General features: G+C 60.4%; 19 protein-coding genes. 7 read left to right on the forward strand and 12 right to left on the reverse strand.

The window, feature by feature from the left end; translation table 11 throughout:
- Window positions 1–6: 6 nt before the first annotated feature.
- Together ASD36_RS28445 and ASD36_RS28450 are read left to right on the forward strand one after the other, a co-directional pair.
- Entirely contained in the window at window positions 7–351 is a 345-nt protein-coding gene (locus ASD36_RS28445) for a RidA family protein (RefSeq protein ID WP_060509423.1), read from the forward strand.
- Window positions 352–360: 9 nt separating this feature from the next.
- Entirely contained in the window at window positions 361–1,374 is a 1,014-nt protein-coding gene (locus tag ASD36_RS28450; RefSeq protein WP_060509425.1) for a succinylglutamate desuccinylase/aspartoacylase family protein, read from the forward strand.
- 219 nt (window positions 1,375–1,593) lie between these two features.
- On the opposite strand, the gene ASD36_RS28455 is transcribed toward ASD36_RS28450, so the two are convergent.
- From ASD36_RS28455 to ASD36_RS28475, 5 genes are all read right to left on the reverse strand, one after another.
- Window positions 1,594–2,778: a hypothetical protein gene (locus ASD36_RS28455; RefSeq protein ID WP_060509540.1), complete on the reverse strand. Its 1,185-nt coding sequence runs from the start codon at window positions 2,776–2,778 to the stop codon at window positions 1,594–1,596.
- A gap of 481 nt (window positions 2,779–3,259) precedes the next feature.
- Window positions 3,260–4,354 carry an NAD(P)-binding domain-containing protein gene (locus tag ASD36_RS28460; protein WP_060509427.1) on the reverse strand — a complete coding sequence of 365 codons (1,095 nt, stop codon included), beginning with the start codon at window positions 4,352–4,354 and terminating at the stop codon, window positions 3,260–3,262.
- Window positions 4,355–4,802: 448 nt separating this feature from the next.
- Window positions 4,803–6,461: an FMN-binding glutamate synthase family protein gene (locus ASD36_RS28465; RefSeq protein WP_060509429.1), complete on the reverse strand. Its 1,659-nt coding sequence runs from the start codon at window positions 6,459–6,461 to the stop codon at window positions 4,803–4,805.
- Between the two features lie 211 nt (window positions 6,462–6,672).
- Window positions 6,673–6,879, reverse strand: a complete 207-nt coding sequence (locus tag ASD36_RS28470) for a hypothetical protein (protein ID WP_060509431.1) — start codon at window positions 6,877–6,879, stop codon at window positions 6,673–6,675.
- 217 nt (window positions 6,880–7,096) lie between these two features.
- A complete protein-coding gene (locus ASD36_RS28475; RefSeq protein ID WP_112834527.1) occupies window positions 7,097–7,633 on the reverse strand; it encodes an NUDIX hydrolase in 537 nt (178 codons plus the stop codon).
- A gap of 579 nt (window positions 7,634–8,212) precedes the next feature.
- Here ASD36_RS28475 and ASD36_RS28480 point away from each other — a divergent pair.
- A complete protein-coding gene (locus ASD36_RS28480; protein WP_060509433.1) occupies window positions 8,213–9,133 on the forward strand; it encodes a LysR family transcriptional regulator in 921 nt (306 codons plus the stop codon).
- 27 nt (window positions 9,134–9,160) lie between these two features.
- On the opposite strand, the gene ASD36_RS28485 is transcribed toward ASD36_RS28480, so the two are convergent.
- From ASD36_RS28485 to ASD36_RS28505, 5 genes are all read right to left on the reverse strand, one after another.
- A complete protein-coding gene (locus ASD36_RS28485; RefSeq protein WP_060509435.1) occupies window positions 9,161–10,405 on the reverse strand; it encodes a Zn-dependent hydrolase in 1,245 nt (414 codons plus the stop codon).
- A 36-nt stretch (window positions 10,406–10,441) separates the two neighbouring features.
- Window positions 10,442–11,722, reverse strand: a complete 1,281-nt coding sequence (locus ASD36_RS28490) for a TRAP transporter large permease (RefSeq protein WP_060509437.1) — start codon at window positions 11,720–11,722, stop codon at window positions 10,442–10,444.
- Window positions 11,719–12,195, reverse strand: a complete 477-nt coding sequence (locus ASD36_RS28495; protein WP_060509438.1) for a TRAP transporter small permease — start codon at window positions 12,193–12,195, stop codon at window positions 11,719–11,721. Before ASD36_RS28495 ends, ASD36_RS28490 begins: the two co-directional genes overlap by 4 nt.
- A gap of 89 nt (window positions 12,196–12,284) precedes the next feature.
- Entirely contained in the window at window positions 12,285–13,283 is a 999-nt protein-coding gene (locus ASD36_RS28500) for a DctP family TRAP transporter solute-binding subunit (RefSeq protein WP_060509440.1), read from the reverse strand.
- Window positions 13,284–13,418: 135 nt separating this feature from the next.
- Entirely contained in the window at window positions 13,419–13,811 is a 393-nt protein-coding gene (locus ASD36_RS28505; RefSeq protein ID WP_060504078.1) for a RidA family protein, read from the reverse strand.
- A 308-nt stretch (window positions 13,812–14,119) separates the two neighbouring features.
- On the opposite strand from ASD36_RS28505, the gene ASD36_RS30390 reads away from it, so the two are divergent.
- Window positions 14,120–14,323, forward strand: coding sequence for a hypothetical protein (locus tag ASD36_RS30390; RefSeq protein ID WP_244489889.1), 204 nt, complete (start codon window positions 14,120–14,122; stop codon window positions 14,321–14,323).
- Here ASD36_RS30390 and ASD36_RS28515 read toward each other — a convergent pair.
- On the reverse strand, window positions 14,286–15,509 hold the full coding sequence (locus tag ASD36_RS28515; protein ID WP_244489879.1) for a patatin-like phospholipase family protein: 1,224 nt from the start codon (window positions 15,507–15,509) through the stop codon (window positions 14,286–14,288). The two genes, ASD36_RS30390 and ASD36_RS28515, sit on opposite strands and share 38 nt — an antisense overlap.
- A gap of 85 nt (window positions 15,510–15,594) precedes the next feature.
- Entirely contained in the window at window positions 15,595–15,843 is a 249-nt protein-coding gene (locus tag ASD36_RS28520; RefSeq protein ID WP_060509444.1) for a hypothetical protein, read from the reverse strand.
- Between the two features lie 67 nt (window positions 15,844–15,910).
- Between ASD36_RS28520 and ASD36_RS28525 the strand changes: the two genes are divergently transcribed.
- The 3 genes from ASD36_RS28525 (at window position 15,911) to ASD36_RS28535 (ending at window position 18,263) form a co-directional block, all read left to right on the forward strand.
- Window positions 15,911–16,402, forward strand: a complete 492-nt coding sequence (locus ASD36_RS28525) for a LysR substrate-binding domain-containing protein (RefSeq protein WP_244489880.1) — start codon at window positions 15,911–15,913, stop codon at window positions 16,400–16,402.
- A 173-nt stretch (window positions 16,403–16,575) separates the two neighbouring features.
- The gene (locus ASD36_RS28530; RefSeq protein WP_082562870.1) at window positions 16,576–17,502 is read left to right on the forward strand and encodes an amino acid ABC transporter permease; all 927 of its coding nucleotides are present in this window, start codon (window positions 16,576–16,578) and stop codon (window positions 17,500–17,502) included.
- Entirely contained in the window at window positions 17,499–18,263 is a 765-nt protein-coding gene (locus tag ASD36_RS28535; protein ID WP_060509446.1) for an amino acid ABC transporter ATP-binding protein, read from the forward strand. The genes ASD36_RS28530 and ASD36_RS28535 overlap by 4 nt, the downstream gene beginning before the upstream one ends.
- Window positions 18,264–18,266: the final 3 nt, after the last annotated feature.

Consider the following 18,266-nt stretch of genomic DNA (forward strand, 5'->3'; position numbering starts at 1 on the left):
ACTCCCATGATCCAGCGTTACCAGAAGGGTTCGCGTATGAGCCAGGCCGTCAGCTATGGCGGGCTCGTTTACATCGCCGGTCAGGTCGCGGAAGATCGCAAGGCTGGCATTGAAAGCCAAACAAGCGACGTGCTCGGCAAGATCGACGCCCTCCTGAAAGAAGCCGGAACGGATCGATCGAAATTGCTTGCCGTCAACGTCTTCCTGCCTGCCATCGTCGATTTCGACGCGATGAACAGTGTCTACGATGTCTGGATCGACCCGGAAAACCCACCGGCCCGCGCCTGCGTTGAGGCTCGCCTTGCCGACCCGGACCTGCGCGTCGAGATGACCGCCGTCGCGGCACTCTGAGGCACGGCGATGCACAGCGGCCTCGTCAATCCAATCGATTTCGACAGGGACGGCCGTCAGGCCGGGCATCTCGCCATTCCCTATTCGATCGATCGTTCCCCCTATTACCAGATCCGCGTCCCGATCCTGCGCCTGAAAAACGGCGCGGGGCCGAGCCTGCTCCTGATGGCGGGCAACCATGGCGACGAATATGAAGGCGAGCTTCAGCTCGGCCGGCTGATGCGCCGGCTCGATGTCGAGACGATGCGCGGTGCTGTCACCATCCTGCCGATGGCCAATCTGCCGGCCGTAATGGCGGCAAAGCGCTGCTCGCCCTTCGACGGCGGCAATCTCAACCGGGCCTTTCCGGGCGACCCCACGGGCACGCCGACGGCGCGCATGGCGCATTTCCTCGAGCACGATCTCTTCCCACGGCATGATGCCGTGCTGGATCTCCATTCGGGCGGAACCTCCATGGCACATCTGGCCTGCACGCTCATCGAGCGGCAGGCGGATGCTGTCCGCTTTGCGCGTTCTCTGGAATTGATGCAGGCTATGGGGGCCGCCCATGCCTTCATCGCCAACAATGGGCCGGCGGCGCCGACCTCGATGGGTGCCGCCAGCCGTGCAGGCACGATCGGACTTTCGGGCGAGTTCGGCGGCGGCGGCACGGTAACACCTGAAAGCATGGCCTTCACGACGGCCGCGATCGACCGCTTGCTGATGGCAATGGGTATCGTCGATGTGCCGCAGTTGTCACGCGGGCCGCTCCCGGTGTCGTCGGGGCGGCAAATCCTGTCTCTCTCCCGGCACAGCCAAGGCATCTATGCCAATCGGCGCGGCTGGTTCGAACCGGCAGTACCGCTCGGCTCGCAAGTCGAGGCGGGCAGTCTCGCCGGTTGGTATCACGATCTCGAGCGTCTGGATCTGCCAGAACAGGAATTGCATTTCGCCGAAGGCGGTATCGTCATTTCTCAACGGCTGCATACTGACAGCCAATCCGGTGACTGCCTGATACAGGTTGCAGAGATCACAACGTCGTGAGGCCACTTAAAGAGCAACGATGACACAGGCGCTCTGTAGTCTCGTGTCAATCTTTTGATCGGCGTCGTCCGCCTAGCTCGGATCGGCGCCGATCGGGCGATGCCCGTCTATCGCCCTGATGGTTGAAACACAGGAGCGACAGACGGCATCTTGTTCGACGGGCTCACATGAATACCTTCAGCAGCCGGGACGCATCCTCAGAGCAGGCCCTCTTCTGCGTTACGCCATTGCAGCGCAGGCCGCCCTGATCCAATCGAGGCGGCCGGCTGGTATGAGGCCATAATTGTAAAAATTGGCGCCATCCGCCCCGGCATCCACGGCGGCTTTGGCGCGTTCGGCCAGTATGGACGGCTCACTCACCTCCGGATAGAAGACTCGCAAGCCAACAGCCAGGAATTTATCCGGCCCCAACTGCTCTCTGCCATTGCGGATGACATCTGCAATATCTGCTGGCTTCATGTCGTAACAGCATAGAATTGCTCCGTCGCAGACGCGGCCGACTGCTTCCAGATCAACCCCGCCCTGCCAGCCATCCTTCAGGTCAATCAGGACAATTCTGGTCGCCGGGTCAGCTGCAGCTTTTATCTCCCCAACCAGACTCGTTACAGGCTCTGTGCGCCAAGCAAGATAGGCGTGCAGGCCAGGATAGTCGCGAAAGGCGTCGATGCCAGCCTGCGGGAAGTTTGGAAACTGTTTTTGTGGCACTGTGCGGTCGCAGGTTTCCGCAATGAATTTAGCAGTCGTCTCGCGTGCGTCCTCCGCCGGAACTCCAGCCTTTTTGGCGCGTTCCATACAGTGTCTGCAAAAGCAGATGGACAACAGGAAATCATCCTCGTCATTGAGGCCAACTCCGTCCTTTTCGTGATGATATTCGTGTGCAAAGCCCATGAAATTTGGACTTTCCAGCTCCAGCATGTCCGGCTTGTAATGTGTCGTAACATCCCGGACGAGCGTGATAGCGTAGTCGCGTGCCGCTGGGCTCGAAGGACATAGGTTGTAATAGTTGGCATTGCCGAATGCATTTCGCGTGACGTGTTCAGGATGCATCATCCCAAGGCGCGTATTATGAAGGCATACCGTCCAGCACGAGACCTTGAGGCCCGTGCTCTCCCGTGCAGATGTGAGCCCCTCCAGCATGTCGCCCCGATCGATGACATTTTGGGCTGTGAGTGGAAGGATTTCCTTTCCCTGCCACATTGTAACGTCGGGCCGGAAATAGACAGTACCATCCTCCGGAAAATAGGCCTTCTGTTTTGGGCTGCGCGGCTGAAAAAAGCGGCCAGCGTGATAGGACGTCGCAAGGCTCACCGTATTGACGCCGGCGCGGGAGCCCACTTCGCTCGCGAAGTTGTCAATTCCTTGATCCTGAATGTCCCACGGGTAAGTCCAGATGGAAAGGTGCACGATGAGCCGCTCCTGAAATTGTTCAAAATTTAGAATGACTATGATTGTGTCGCGTCGGGCTGGTTGTGAGCTGACGTCGTCAGCAGGACGAAGCCCGCTGCTGATGACAGCCCAAACCAAGCTGTCCCGCCGGTAAAAAGTCCGGCGAACCTTGGCCGCTTCAACGCGTTGTAAATTCACGGCGCTCGTGGCTTGCCGCGTAGCGCCTTCCGTATGCCTTCCGCCAAAGCTTCAATCGGGATTTCGTTGTCGTTCCAGAACGAAGCTGACGGCGGTCGCCCGCTTCGAGAATCATTGAAAATGATCAAACAATTTATGACGGCTAGTCCTGCAGACGTCAATCCAATAAAACAGACAAATGTCCATTATATTGGACTTCTCTCGAAGGGCAAGCAATCCTAAGACGACATCGGGCAGAGTTGAATTGGCATTGTGCTCTCTGTGAACCGATCGCAAGTTTGACCACCCGGCCACCAGTGGATCAGACCAGGCCAAGGCGGGTGGCAAGTTCCCGCGCGGCGGCGCCGCCAGCGCGATTGGCGCCGATGGTTGAAGCCGAGGGCCCGTAGCCAACGAGATGGACGCGTGGATCCTTCTCGACCTCGGTTGCCAGTCGCCCCCCCAAGACGATACCGCCCTTTTCGCCGCGCAGCTGCAAAGGGGCGAGATGATCAAGAGAGCTGCGAAAGCCAGTTGCCCAAAGGATGACGTCGGCTCTTTGTTCCGTACCGTCAGGCCAGCGGACACCATGCTGCGTGATTTCGCTGAACATCGGCAAGCGCTTGAGCGCGCCACGCGCTGCTGCCGCCTTGAGTGCAGGCGTCCACGGAATGCCGGTGACCGAAACGACCGATCCCGGAACGAGCCCGTTCCTCACCTTGTCCTCAACAATCGCGACGGCCGCGCGGCCATCTTCCGGTGTGAAAGGCTTGTCGCGGAACTGCGGTTCTCGCCGCGTAACCCAGGTCGTCGTCGTCACCTGCGAAATCTCGTCGAGATGCTGGAGAGCGGAAATACCACTACCGACGATGACCACATGCTGGCCCGCGAATTCGGCCGCTGTCTGATAGTCGCGCGAATGAAGCTGGCGACCTTCAAACAGTTCGGCACCGGGGTAGCTTGGAATTTGGGGCGTCTCCCATGTCCCGGTGGCGTTGATAATCCCGCCGGCCGAAAATGCCTCGCGATCCGTCTCCACCCGAAGCCGGTCCAAGCGGTCGCAGACCACTCTGACCGTAACAGGACGATATATCGGCAGTTGGAACCGTTCCTCGTAGGCGGCAAAATAGCCTGGCACAGCCACCGATGCCCTCACCTCGGTCTCGCCAGGAGAGACAACATCGGAAAACGCCATGCCCGGGAGATCATGAACCCGGTTGACCGTGCTCAGGGTCAGCGACGGCCATCGATGCTGCCAGGCGCCACCCGGCTTTTCGTTTTTGTCGAGGACGATGAAATTGCGGCCAGGCCGCAGGCCGAGCTTCATAAGGTGATAGGCCGACGACAGCCCCGCCTGACCGGCACCGATCACCACGATATCGACTTTGATGGCGGCTCGCAGGCCGAGTTCCGGCACGCGGGCTCACCCTACCCTAGGCGTTGAAGGTTGCCCCGTTCGCACGTTAAAAGTCTGAATCTCTACCGCCATCATCATCTGCCTTCCCCGGTCAGCATCGGCGCCGAAAGGGGTAACGTTCAGCGTTTAAACACAACCGGTCTTTCCGGCCCAAGGGCATCCGTCTCTTGGGTGTAACCCTTTCGCGGTTTGTGTCAACGACGGAGCAACAGCAGGCCGATGGCTGGAAGGGCGCCGGATGTCCCCGCGACCGTTTGCGGTTGTCGTTCGTCGTCCTCAACCGGACGCGTTCTTGTACACGCCAGAAATCCGGTCGCGGCACGCCAAGACTGGCGCAGCCCACATCATCAAAGATCGGGATCCACCACGCTCCAGATCCGAGCGCAAACGCCATTCTAAAAGCTCAGCTCTCGAAATAGACACCTGGGCGGCCCCAATCCTCGGGCCTTTACGCCGCCTTGCGCTTTCGAAACGGTCCGTGCGGGATTTCGGGTGGCGCAAAACTGTCGGCGCCGGCGCGGTCCCAGCGATCGTGCCAATCGGCGAGTTCCGGAATTTCCGCGCCCGATACGAGGAAGCCTTCGGGCAGATAGGGAAAGGCCTCGTTGCCGTCGAGAAACTCGTTATCCTTCTGCCGGAACATGAAATGGTAGGGCATGAAATTGCTGGGATCGTTCAGGCCGGCGGCACCGGCGATTTCTCCCAGCGCCCGCATGGTGTTGCGATGGAAGCGGGCGACGCGGTCGCTCTTGTCGCCGAGGTCGATCGCGCGCTGGCGTACCGGATCCTGCGTGGCTATTCCGACCGGGCACTGGTTGGTGTGGCAGGACTGCGCCTGGATGCAGCCGATCGCGAACATGAAACCGCGCGCGGCATTGCACCAGTCCGCGCCGAGCGCCAACGTGCGGGCGATGTCGAAGGCCGACACGATCTTGCCCGCAGCCCCGATCCTGACCTGATCACGAATGCCTGCGCCCCGCAGCGTGTTGTGAACGAAGGTGAGGCCCTCAAGCATCGGCATGCCGACACGGTTGGCGAACTCGACCGGGGCAGCACCCGTCCCGCCTTCCGCGCCATCGACCACGATGAAATCCGGAACGATCCCGGTCTGCAACATGGCCTTGACCATGCTCATGAATTCCCGACGATGGCCGATGCACAATTTGAACCCGACCGGTTTGCCGCCCGAAAGTTCACGCAGTTGGCCGACGAACTGCATCAGGCCGATCGGCGTTGAAAATGTGCTGTGCGCGGCAGGCGACATGCAGTCGATACCCATCGGGATACCGCGCGCCTCGGCAATTTCGGGCGAAATCTTCGAGGCCGGAAGCATGCCGCCATGGCCAGGCTTCGCCCCCTGGCTCAGCTTGATCTCGATCATCTTGATCTGGGGATCGGCGGAAAGCTCTGCGAACTTTTCTGCAGAGAACCGGCCGTCATCGCCGCGGCAGCCGAAATAGCCCGATGCGATCTGATAGGTCAGGTCACCGCCGCCCTGCCGGTGGTAGCGGCTGATGCTGCCTTCCCCGGTGTCGTGGGCGAAACCACCCTTCCTTGCCCCGGTATTGAGGGCGAGGATGGCATTTGCCGAGAGTGAACCGAAGCTCATGGCCGAGATGTTGTAGAGACTGGCGCTATAGGGTTGCTTGCAGGCCGGGCCGCCGACACGCACCCGGAAATCCGTATCGGCAATGGTGACCGGGGTGGCGGAATGGGTGAGCCATGCATAACCGGAACCATAGACATTCTCGATCGTGCCGAAAGGCCGTTTGTCTTCCACACCCTTGGCGCGCTGATAGACGAGACCGCGATCCTGCCGGTTGAACGGAACCGCGTCATTGTCGCTTTCGATGATGTATTGGCGGATTTCCGGCCGGATGCTTTCGAGCAGGAAGCGCAGATGCCCAACCACCGGATAGTTGCGCAGGATCGCGTGCTTGCGCTGGCGCAGATCGTGAACGCCGAGAAGGAACAACGCGCCGCAAATCGCAGCGACAACGAGCAGCCAGCCATTGTAGATCAGGGCCCCGCCGAGGGAGGCAAACGTCGCCGCGCCGAAAAAGAGAAACGCTGCATAGCGTTGATTGGAAACGAAGGCCTTTACCATGATGTCTGATCCGAAAAGTCGCTGATGTCGAGGGATGTCGGTGTATCGGGGTGCGTGTAGGCATAAACGGCGAACGACACGGCACTCCCATAACCATCCTTGTGGAACCGAATGTTTAGGAAGCGGTAAAAAGCCAGTCGTTCGCCGCCGTCTCAGGTGCCTGGCGCGTTTTTATTCACAAACTCGCCAGGCACTTTTGCTGGTAACGTTCCTAGAAGCTAACGCCTTCCAGTTTCCCGATCAGCAGGTTGCGGTCCTCGATGGATTTCAGCCGCACTGTCAGGGCCATGCTTTTGACCGGCACCTGCGGCGGCAGGGACAGGGCGACGCCCGGGATGTTTTCGGTCGCCCATTGCTTGAAGCGGGGCAGCTTGTTCGGGCCGCTGATGGGGAACGAGTGGGTGTATCGGAAGCTCATTGTTGGCTCTTTCTCAAAAATGAGCAACGGCCGGGCAAGAATGGGCCGGCGTTGCTCCGCAGGTTATAGTCTCGGATCTGGCAAACTCCTGGCGCCACTCTTGCCGTCGCAGGTAGTGGCGCCAGGCTGTCAGCGTCCGGTGCTGATCCTGCGAATGGGAGAGATGAAGGCCCGTCGGCAGCGGCGGACAAAACCCGTTGGAAACATCGGAGCGTCCTCAGTTGCCGGTCGTACGCAGGGCGTTGAAGGGCAGATTGTGCCTGCCGGACCGGCTGAAGGCTTCCAGACGCTCCGGCGCGGCATCAAGTGTCCTCACGAACGCGGCAAGCTCGGCATCGTCGAGTTGGTCTGCTGCGGCCGCCAGGGAAAACCACCGGCGTTGCCTTTGCTCCTTCTCGCGCCAATGGCTGAGCGTGCCACGCACGTTCATACCGAACACGGCAACACGGCAGGGAGCCCGCGAGCCGTCGTCCAACGCCTTGACGTAGCGATAGGTCGTTACGGGCTTCGGCGAAATATCCCCGAAAATCCCGGCCTCTTCGAAGGCTTCCCGCGAAGCCGCGACGAGGGGCGAACAACCTTTCATCGGCCATCCCTTGGGCATGATCCATCGCCCCCGCCTGCGCGAGGTGATAAGCAGGACCCTCAGTTCGCCGTCGCTTCGGATGCGCCAGGGAAAAACGCCGACCTGCTGCAAATCGTCCACGCCGCTGGCTCTCAAGGGGGGGTCGTCGGCTTTCATCGAATAGCTCATCGTCCGTCGCCCCCGTCGAAACAACCGGAACGGGGCGGTCGAACATTCCATTCGCGAACGGCGCTGGACACACGACGACCAGTAATGGCGGGCGTTTTGCACCAGGGGCACCGGGTGGCAGCGCCGGGAAGTTGATGATGACAGGTGACGCAGATCGGACGGGACCGGAACACGGACATGGATACGCTCCATTGGTGCGCCGTATAGACGGCGCGACATGAACCGCACTGCTTGATCGTGTGGTTCCCGGAGCGGCGGGTCTGTGGCGGCGTTACAGAATCAAGGCTGCCTGCTCCGGGTAGGGGAGCATGCTTGATCGATGAGCCTCGACATCCTGATAATCGTGCCTATTTGCATAAGCCCTATGTGGCCGTTCAATGCAGCTCTTTCAAGAGCAAATGCGAGCCGCTGCTGGAATATGAAACTTTAAAAAGGATTATTTTTCAGGGTGCTGACCAGAGTCAACGGGTTTAGGCGATGCGGATGGAAGCGCACAACTCGCGCCGAAAGCACACGGATCTCCATTCACTCTGCTTACATCGCATTGCCGGCTTCGGTGCTAACCGCTAGGTTGGCCCGATGTTGACAGATCTTAATCTCAATCTCCTGCGGTCGTTCTTCATGATCGCCGAGGAGCGTAGTCTCACGCGGGCAGCAGCCCGGCTGAACATGAGCCAGCCATCGGTTAGCCAGGCGCTGCAGCGGCTGGAGGAATACCTGGCGTGTCAGTTGGTGCTGCGCGGGAGCCGGAAGTTTGAGCTGACGGCGCGCGGACAGAAGGTTTACGAGGAATGCGGCGAGATTTTCCGCGCAGTGGAACGCATCGGCCATCTCACGCAGGAAAAAACCGTCGAAGAATTCGGCGAGGTGCGCATCCAGATCATCTCGAACCTGGAATCCCCGCTCGTCAACGAGGCACTACGCCTCTACCACCAGCGCTATCCCTCCGTCACCTGGATCATGGAGGTCCAGAACAGTCAGGACACGATCAAGCGGATCCAGATGGAGAAATGCGGGATAGGCCTCTGCCTGCTGGCACGCCCGGTCTTCAGCTTGAGGTGCGAATTGCTGTTTCGCGAAGAGTTCAGCGTCTATTGCGGCGCGGAACATCCGTTTTTCGGCCGAAAGGAAGTGGAAAAGCGGGAGTTGCGCCAGGAATCCTTCGTGTCCTTCACCTGCGCCACCGGGGGGATGGGTCTCGAGCCCATGTCGGTGCTCAGCCAGAGCCTTGGCCTTGGCGAGCGGATCAGCGGGCAAAGCCCCAACCTCGAGGAAGTGCGGCGGATGATTGTTGCCGGGCTCGGCATCGGCATCCTGCCGCTGACGGCGGTGCATGACGAGGTGGCGAACGGCCTTCTCTGGCCGCTGGAAATCAAGGGCTATCCGCTCGGCGCCGACGTCTTCCTGGTGACGCATCCCGACTGCGCCTATTCGCGCGCGGAGCAGCATTTCATCGACCTGGTGCAGGAACTGCGTGCGCTCTATCCCGATATGCATTGAGGGTGCCTGTTCGGCACCCTCGCTCCATCAGCGGTCGGCGCGCGCCACGACAGCGTGCAACAGGACATTGAGGCCCGGTGCGAGGTCGTCGGGATCGCAGTCTTCGTCATTGTTGTGGGTGATGCCGCCCTTGCAGGGCGTGAAGATCATCGCCGTCGGGCAATGCCGGGCGAGGAAATAGGCGTCATGCCCGGCCTGGGACTGGATGTCGCGCCAGTCGTAGTTCATCCGCACTGCTTCCGCGCGAATTCCATCGACCATCGCATGATCGAAGATGTCGCCGCCCCAGAACCATTCGTCCTCGATGACCGCTTCGCAGCCGGCACGGGCCGCACTTTCGAAAACTGCGCGGCGCATCTTTTCACCCATGACCCGCGCCGTCGCGGGATCGGGATGACGGACATCGCAGATCGCCTGGGCGGTATCGGACAGGATACCAGGCTTGTTTGGCCAGGCGGCAAGCCGCGCGCCCGTCGCCTTGCCGTCGCCAACGGCGAAATCCCAGCCGATATCGTCCACCGCCGTCAGCCAACGCGCACCGGCGACCAGCGCATTGCGGCGCAGGTCCATCGGCGTCGGGCCGGTATGGGCGGTCTTGCCGGTGAAGCGCACCCGCATGCCATAGCTCGGATAGCCGCCCGTCACCACGCCGACATCGCGCTTTTCAAGGTCGAGGATCGGCCCCTGCTCGATATGCAGCTCGTAATAGGCGTCGATCTCGCCGGCGCGGCAGGGCCTGTTGCCATCATAGCCGATGCGCTCAAGCTCGGAGCCGAAACGCGCGCCATCGTCGGAGATCAGGTCCTTCACCCAATCGACATGATAAGCCCCGACGAAGCAGCCGGAGGCGACCATTGGCGGCGAGAAGCGCGCGCCCTCCTCGTTCGTCCAGTCGACGACGACGATGGGCCGGCGGGTGATATGGCCCGCATCGTTCAGCGTGCGAACGACTTCAAGCCCGGCGAGCACGCCGGCAATGCCATCGAAGCGGCCTCCGTTGATCTGCGTGTCGAGATGGCTGCCGATCAGGATGGGCGCGAGTGAGGGATCAAGACCCTCGCGCCGGCCGAAGATGTTGCCGAGTTCGTCGATCTCGACGCTGAGGCCGGCATCCCGGCACCAGCTGACGAACATGTCACGCATCCGGCGGTCGTCGTCGGTCAGCGTGAGCCGAGCGAGGCCGCCGGGGCGTCCCTTGCCGATCTCGGCGGAGCTTTCGATCGTCGACCAGAAGCGATCGATATTGACGCGGGTATCTTGTGCGAACGACATGGTTCACCTTTCAAATGCGATTGCGGACGAAACGCTTCACATGCCGAAGGACATCATCGTCATCAGACCTGGGAAGAGAACGAACAGGAACATGATGAACGTCATGACGCCGATGAACGGCAGCAGGTAGCGGAAGGAGGCCGACATCGGAATTCCGCCGGTGCGGCACGCCGCCATCAGGTCGATGCCGAGCGGCGGCGTATTGGCGCCAATTGCCAGATTGATGGTCAACAGCACGCCAAAATAGACGGGATCGATCTCGTAGACCCGCAGGACCGGCAAAAAGACCGGCGCCAGGATGAGGATGATGGCAATCGATTCCATGAAGGTGCCGAGTACGAGGACGGCAACCATCATCAGCATGAGCGCGATCGTGGCACTCTCGGTCGCGCCGGTAATGGCATTGACGACGAGTTGCGGAACCTGCTCGACCGTTAGAATCCAGCCGAACACCGAGGCGGCCGCGATGACGATAAGGATGGAACCGCTCATTTCCGTCGTGTCGCGCAGCAGGCTGAAAATCTTGGAGAGTGTCAGCTTGCGATAGACGAAGAGGCCGACCACCAGCGCATAGGCGACGCCGATGCCTGCGGCTTCCGTCGGCGTGAAGATGCCGAAGCGGATGCCACCGACGATGATGACGGGTGCCAGCAGCGCAAGCACGGATTCGCGCAGGGCCTGACCGAGACGCCCCCAGCTGAACGGCTCGCCGCCCTTCCAGCCGTTCTTGCGGGAAATCCACCAGGCGACAACCATCAGGCCGAGGCCGAGCAGGATTCCGGGGCCGATGGAATGAATGAAGAGCTGGCCGATCGACGTGCCGGTCGCCGTGCCATAGACGATCAGCACGATCGATGGCGGAATGACCGTGCCGAGCGAGCCGGCGCAGCCGAGGCCGGCTGCCGAGAAGCCCGGATGGTAACCGCGCTCCTTCATGGCCGGCAGCAGCATGGAGCCGATCGCCACGACATCCGCCACGCCCGAGCCCGAGAGGGAACCGAACATCATGCAGGCGGCGATCATCACGATGGCAAGGCCGCCGGTGCGCTGACCGACGACGGCAGCACACAGATTGACGATCCTTGGGGCCAGGCCCCCATGAACCATCAGCAAGCCGGCAAGCAGGAACAGCGGGATGGCAAGCAACGTGAAGCTGTCGATGCCCGCGACCATGCGCTGCGCGACGACCATCACCGGCAGGGCATCACCGACCAGCAGATAGGCGACCGAGGACAGCGCAAGCGCGATCACGATCGGCGCGTCGATCAACAGCAGCAGAACGAAGACGGCAAAAAGAACGAGGAGTGCGAGACTCATTTGCGCAACTCCGCGGCAACGAGGGCAATGAAGGCGGCAGCCGCGGTAACCGGCAGCGCCAGATAGGAAAGCCCGGCGGGCCAGCTCAGAACGGTCGTCTCATGCGACCAGGTCAGCCCGGTTATCTGCCATCCGGACCAGAACACGACGATCAGGAACAGGAAGGACGCCAGCCGCGCGAGAGCTGCCAGGAACGACCTGAACCGGCCGGGCTTGACCATCAGGTCGGTCAGGCCGGCGCAAAGATGCGTGTTGCGGACGAAGGCGGAAACCGCGCCGATAAACGTCACCCAGACGAGCAGCAGGCGTGGGACTTCCTCCGACCAGCGCGGCGTGAAGGAAAACGCGTATCGGCAGATGACGACGTAGACGATGATGGCGGTGAAGGTGGCGATGCCCAGGCCGCCCAGGGCACCGGCTACGCTATTTATGGCATTGGAAATCCGCGAGCGCGGTATTGGCGCGTCTTGCATGGCAGCCTCACTGGTGTTGATAAGAACGTGGCGTGCCCGCCGGGCGGGCAAGGAAATCCCGTCCGCGCTTGGCGGACGGGACGCACACGTTACTTGCGGTAGCTATCCATGACTTCGAGCAGTTCGGGACCGAAGACGTCCTTTTCGTTTTCCCAGATCGGCTTCAGCGCTTCGACGAAAGCGGCCTTGTCAACCTCATTGAACTGCATGCCCTTCGACTTCAGCTTCTCGATCAGCGCGACCTCGTTGTCGGCGACCATCTGGCGCTGCACATTGCCCCACTTGACCGCGGCTTCCTTGACGATGGCCTGGTCCTCGGGAGAAACCTGCGCCCAGGTCGTGGTCGACACTGTCAGGCAGGCCGCACCCCAGATGTGGCCGGTCATCGAGACGTATTTCTGCACTTCGTAGAAGGACGAAGCATCGATGATCGACAGCGGGTTTTCCTGCGCGTCAAAGACGCCCTGCTGCAGAGCCGAGTAAAGCTCGCCGAAGGCCAGCGGCGCGGGCTGCGCGCCGAGCGCCTCGAAGGTGGCGAGGCGCACCTTGTCCGGCGTGACGCGGATCTTGATGCCGGAAAGATCGGCCGGCTTGACGATCGGGTGTTTATTATTGGTGATGTTACGGAAGCCGTTCTCCCACCAGGCGAGAATCTCGATGCCCTTCGGGCGCAGGAGATCGGCAAGCGTGGTGCCGAGCTTACCGTCGAGAGCGGCGAAAGCCTGTTCGCGGCTGGTCCAGGCATAGGGCATCTCAATGACGCCGAACTTCGGCTCGACAAACTGGAACGAACCGCTGCCGATCAGGCCACCCTGGATGGTGCCGATCTGCATGCCTTCGATGACTTCCTTTTCCGTGCCGAGCTGGCCGGAGGGGTAGATCTCGATCTTGACGCGGCCGCTGGTCTTCTCCGCGACGTCCTTCGCAAAGTCCACCGAGGCCTTGTTCCAGCTGTGCGTGTCGGCAAGGACATGGCCGAGGCGGATCGTCGTCTCAGCCAGAGCGGCCGTATGGGCGGAGAGGCCGACCATGCCAGCGATCACTGTTGCGGCAAAGCCGCGCGAAAATTTCGATATGCCCAGTTTCATAGCACCCTCATTTGTTGTGTTTATTCTTGGCACATAAGGCGGCCGTGATTGGCTCAACGCAAATAGCCCGGCCCAATGGCAAGCATTGCGCCCGCTTATGAGAGCGGCGGCGATTTCCTGTGCACAACGACCGTGTCATCCCGCCGTCGCGATGCACTCGATCTCGATATCGAAATGCGCCCACGGCTTGATCGCAACGCAACTGCGGGCCGGAAAACCGTTCGGAAAATAGTCGCGATAGACCGCGTTCATCTCGGCGGCAAAATCGTTGTCGGTGATAAAGACCAGCGATTTGAAGACGTTGTCGAACGACGAGCCGGCGTGCCGAAGCGTGAAGGAAAGCGCTTCCATACAGGCTCGCGCCTGGGTGTCCATGTTGCCTTTGACGATCTCACCCGTCTTGAGGTCAATTGGCGGCATGCCGCAGGTGTAGAGCAGTCCGCCGACCCGCGTCAAAGCTGAGGTCGGCGCGCCGAGTTTGCGGATGGCTTCGGAAATGACAGGAATTTCAATGATTTCGTGCTTCATGGTTGATCGCCTCGTGGAGCATGGGAGATATCGCCACTCCGTCCCGCGGCAGCGATATCCTCGTTCCATACGCCCCCGGCGAAGCACGCCGCAAGTGGCCGGCTGTGGCTGGAGTATCCGTGTTTTTCTGAATCGAAGCGGATTCCCAAATCAGATTTGGGAGTCGTCACGTTATCGAGCGTTAAGCGGTCTTTGTCGCAGGCAGCCTGCTGTCAAGCCGCCGCGCCGGTGATAGCCTTCCGTTGGCCAAGCGAGACGCCGACTTGCGTCGCCTGGCGGCAATGCGCGGCGCCGGGGCCATTATTGCGATGGCCGTCAAAGCGCTTGTTCCTGATCTCGACGGCGTTAAATCGGCCAGGTACTTTGCTGCCTGGATAGGCCTGGCACCAGAGGTGCCATTCCAGCCGCGGCAAGAAGCGTCTTGGCCGCATCTCCAAGATGAGCAATCCGGAGTTGCGATCGCTTTGTCACGTATCATCGTCGATTTTCCAATCTCCGATCCGGGACTCTAAAAACCGGATATTTGGCCCACAGACTCTGCCCCAAAGCCTTCTCGTAGCCAATGCGATACACCGAGCGCATGTAGTCGGCACTGAGCGGATTTAGCATGGAATAGGGAACCTGCTCATCGATCGATGCGATATCGAGGTCGATACCGGCGCGTTTCGCAAAATTGTAAAGGGCGATAAGACCCTGTTTTGTCTGTGACTTGAGGAGTATGCCGTAAGCCCTGCCCATGATCGGCAACGCCCGCTCACGTGACATGGAGAACTCTGGAATGAGGGCGTTGTTTACGATCACGTAGATATGCAGGTTTTGACCTTTCGCCTGATCGTTGTGCGCAACGAGCAAGTGTTCAGGCAGGGTAAAAAGCTGCGCCGAGCTACCCCCGTCTGAATGCAGTTCCTCAATCTGCCTTCCATCGACCACTATTCTTATCGATACAGGGGGGAAAATTCCCGGGACGCTTGCGGATGCGATCAGTATCTGCCGAACCAGGGGCAGAGCATCCGGCCTACGACTGTCAGCAATCGCTCCAATATTCCAGACGACGGCCCGCTGGGTATCAAGGTTTGTCGTCATCACAAGGAGCCGACGCCCGCCGCGATGTTCGATCGCAATTCGGCGTAATATTTCGCCCGTGATGTTCTGTTCTACGTTGCTGCGCAGAGCATTTCCCTTGAGAAGGCCAGGAGAAAAGATGCCGGCTCCCTTCCATTCGATGTCTATGAGATCTCGCGTTTCCCCCGATAGATAGAGTCGCCTGAGCTGCTCATCATAATCGGAGCCGAGAAAGGCGAAGGGCGCTATCAAGGCACCTGTGCTCACTCCCGTTACCACCTCGAACCTCGGGCGGGTCCCAAGTTCACTCCAGGCAGACAATATGCCCACTGCGAAAGCTCCACCGGAGCCGCCCCCCGAAATGGCCAGCATAGTCGGCTTGTCCTTCAGGATGACCGGTTTCCATGGGTCATGCGTTGAAGCAGGAGATCTTGGATCATCAACATGAGTCCTGATATTCTCAAATCCGGAAATCTGGGCGCGATCAGCTTCAGATGCACTGTACGTCAGACGTTCTGGCGCCGCACATCCAGTTGAAATAACCACGGCAAAGACCAGGATGCTGGCGAGCGCGGCTCCAAGAGGCGTCTTCACACACTTTCGCTGAGCTCCCTCTCGAAGTGAGAGTTTCATCATCCATATGACTCCATTGGAGAGGGGAAACCGCGCCGCGTTTACGCTGGCAAGCCGGAGAGTACTGACTGATTAACAGCTGCTCTGTTTACGATTTCCGTGTTTCCGGATCCGTCGAGGGAAGTCTCGCTGCAGCCAATACGGCGCCCATGGCAGCGACCGCGATCGCCAGGCCTATCCAGACGCCATAGAGTTTGTGACCGAGGATAAAACCGCCGATCAATGGGGAGACGATGTCCGTCAGGGCGCCAAGTGACTGGGCAGATCCCATGACGACACCTTGGCGGTTTTCCGGTACATGGACGGACAGAGCCGCAAGGTAGGTTGGCTTTGCCATCGCATCGCCCGTGCTCACACAAAGCACCGCCAATGCGAGAAGAGGGACGGTTTTTGCAAGGCTTGCTATGCAGGTCCTGCACCAGGGCCTGCTGAACGGTTCCTACCAGATTGTGCTCATACCCTCGGTCAGCGGCGTCACCCCGCATTTCCGGACCCAACCGGTTTTTTCCGAGGTGCAGAAACTCTACTGTTCTCAAGACCATCCGCTCTTCGACACACCCGACGCCAAAATCACCGATACGCTTCTGGAGGCCCAATCCTTCGCGGGCCGCACCTATATGCTGAACGAGACGATCTGCGGCGTGGACTTCAGGTGGGCGGCGGCGACGCCGCATATGGAGGGCACGCTGCTTCTTCTCCTCTCCGGCGCCTATATCGGCTTCCTGCCCGATCACTATGCCGAGGAGTGGGTGTGCAACGGCCGCTTGCGGCTTCTGGCCCCCGAGCGCATGACCTTTAAGGATATGTTCCACATCGTCTATCCGCGCAAAAAGCCTTCTCGCGCCGCGGAGACATTGGCGCAGACCATTACCGAAAGCGCGCGCAAACCGCACTGAAATTTTCTCGGATGGCAATTGAAATTTGCGGCCGGGCAGAGGCGACGGCGAGCCTGCAGGATGCGCATCGAACCAGCGATGCAATCGACCGGTACCGAATGTTCGGTATCCGACTTGACTCCCTCCTGAAACGTGCCTAGTAAGTTGTAGGCCTAACCCTACAATTGGATGCCATGACCCAATCGCCCCCCAAACCAACGTCCGCGTTGTCCCTGCCGGATCTGCCGGGACCGGACACGCCCATTCGCCGGCTGCGCCATCCTGGGCGCTGGCTCAGCGGCATCGCCGTTATTCTGCTTCTTGCCATGATCGGCCGCGCTTTTGCCGTTGGGCAAATCCAATGGCCCGTCGTCGGAGAATTCCTGACAGCCGGCGTCATCATCACAGGTTTCGGCTGGACCCTCTTGATCTCGGCCTGCGCGCTGGTGCTCGGCGTTGTGCTTGGCTTCGTCTTCGGCATCATGCGGCATTCGGAAAATCCGATCCTGCGGTTCGCAGCCTGGCTTTACGTCTGGATATTTCGCGGCACCCCGGTTCTGCTGCAGCTTCTCATCTGGTTCAACATCGCCCTTGTCTTTCCGCGGCTCTACATTCCGGGCCTTGTCGATGAGCGCATGGTCGATGTGGTGACACCCTTCGTCGCCGCTGTTCTCGGCCTCGGCGTCAACGAAGGCTCCTATCTGACGGAAGTGGTGCGCGGCGGTATCGGCTCCGTCGATCGCGGCCAGAAGGAAGCGGCTCATACGCTCGGCATGACACCGGGTCAGACGATGCGCCGTATTATCCTGCCGCAGACCCTGCGGCTGATCCTGCCGGTTCTCGGCAACAGCGCCATTGGCATGCTGAAATTCTCGTCGCTGGCCGCGACCATCGCCATGGGCGAAATGCTCAACGCCGCACAACGGATATACTTCATCAACGGCGCCGTTATCGAGCTGCTGTTCGTCTGTGCCGTCTGGTATCTGGCCGGAACAACCGTGCTTTCCATCGGCCAGTATTATCTCGAACGCTATTTCGGCCGCGATACCGCAGCCACCACCAGGGACCGGCGTTGGTTCAAGGGTTGGGCTCGACGTCCAGCCGTCGAGGGGGAAGTATGAGTCTCGCTGTCAAGGCGGTCGGAATCCGCAAGAGTTTTGGTAGCCACGAGGTTCTCAAGGGCCTCGACCTTGAGGTTGCCTATGGCGAGGTGCTGTGCATCCTCGGCCCATCAGGCAGCGGCAAGAGTACCTTCCTGCGCTGCATCAACCATCTGGAAACGCCGAATAGCGGTTATGTCTGGATCGACGGCGCCATCATGGGTTACGCGCTCCATCGCGGCGCCCTCCAGGAGCTGCCGATCAGACAGCTGCGCGCCCAGCAGAGTCAGCTCGGCATGGTGTTCCAGCATTTCAACCTGTTCGCTCATCGCACGGTGTTGGGCAATGTCATCGAAGGCCCAATGGTCGTGCGCGGTCTCAGCCGCGCCAAGGCCGAAGCCCGCGCCATGGAACTGCTGGAACAGGTCGGCATGGCGGGAAAGGCATCCAGCTACCCGTCGCAGCTTTCCGGCGGTCAGAAGCAGCGAGTGGCAATTGCCCGATCGCTGGCGATGGAGCCGCGCGTGATGCTGTTTGACGAACCGACCAGCGCGCTTGACCCGGAATTGGTCGGCGAGGTGCTGGAAGTCATGCGCAACCTGGCGCGCGGCGGCACCACCATGATCGTCGTCACCCATGAGATCGGCTTCGCCCGTGAGGTGGCTGACCGTGTCGTGGTGATGATCGACGGAGAAATTCGCGAAACCGGCGCGCCTGGGCAGGTGCTCAGCAATCCCGGCGATCCGCGTGTGCGCAGCTTCCTAAGCCGCGTGCTGGCTTGATAT

Source organism: Rhizobium sp. Root1334, assembly GCF_001426665.1.
In the GTDB taxonomy this organism is placed as follows: Bacteria; Pseudomonadota; Alphaproteobacteria; order Rhizobiales; family Rhizobiaceae; genus Pararhizobium.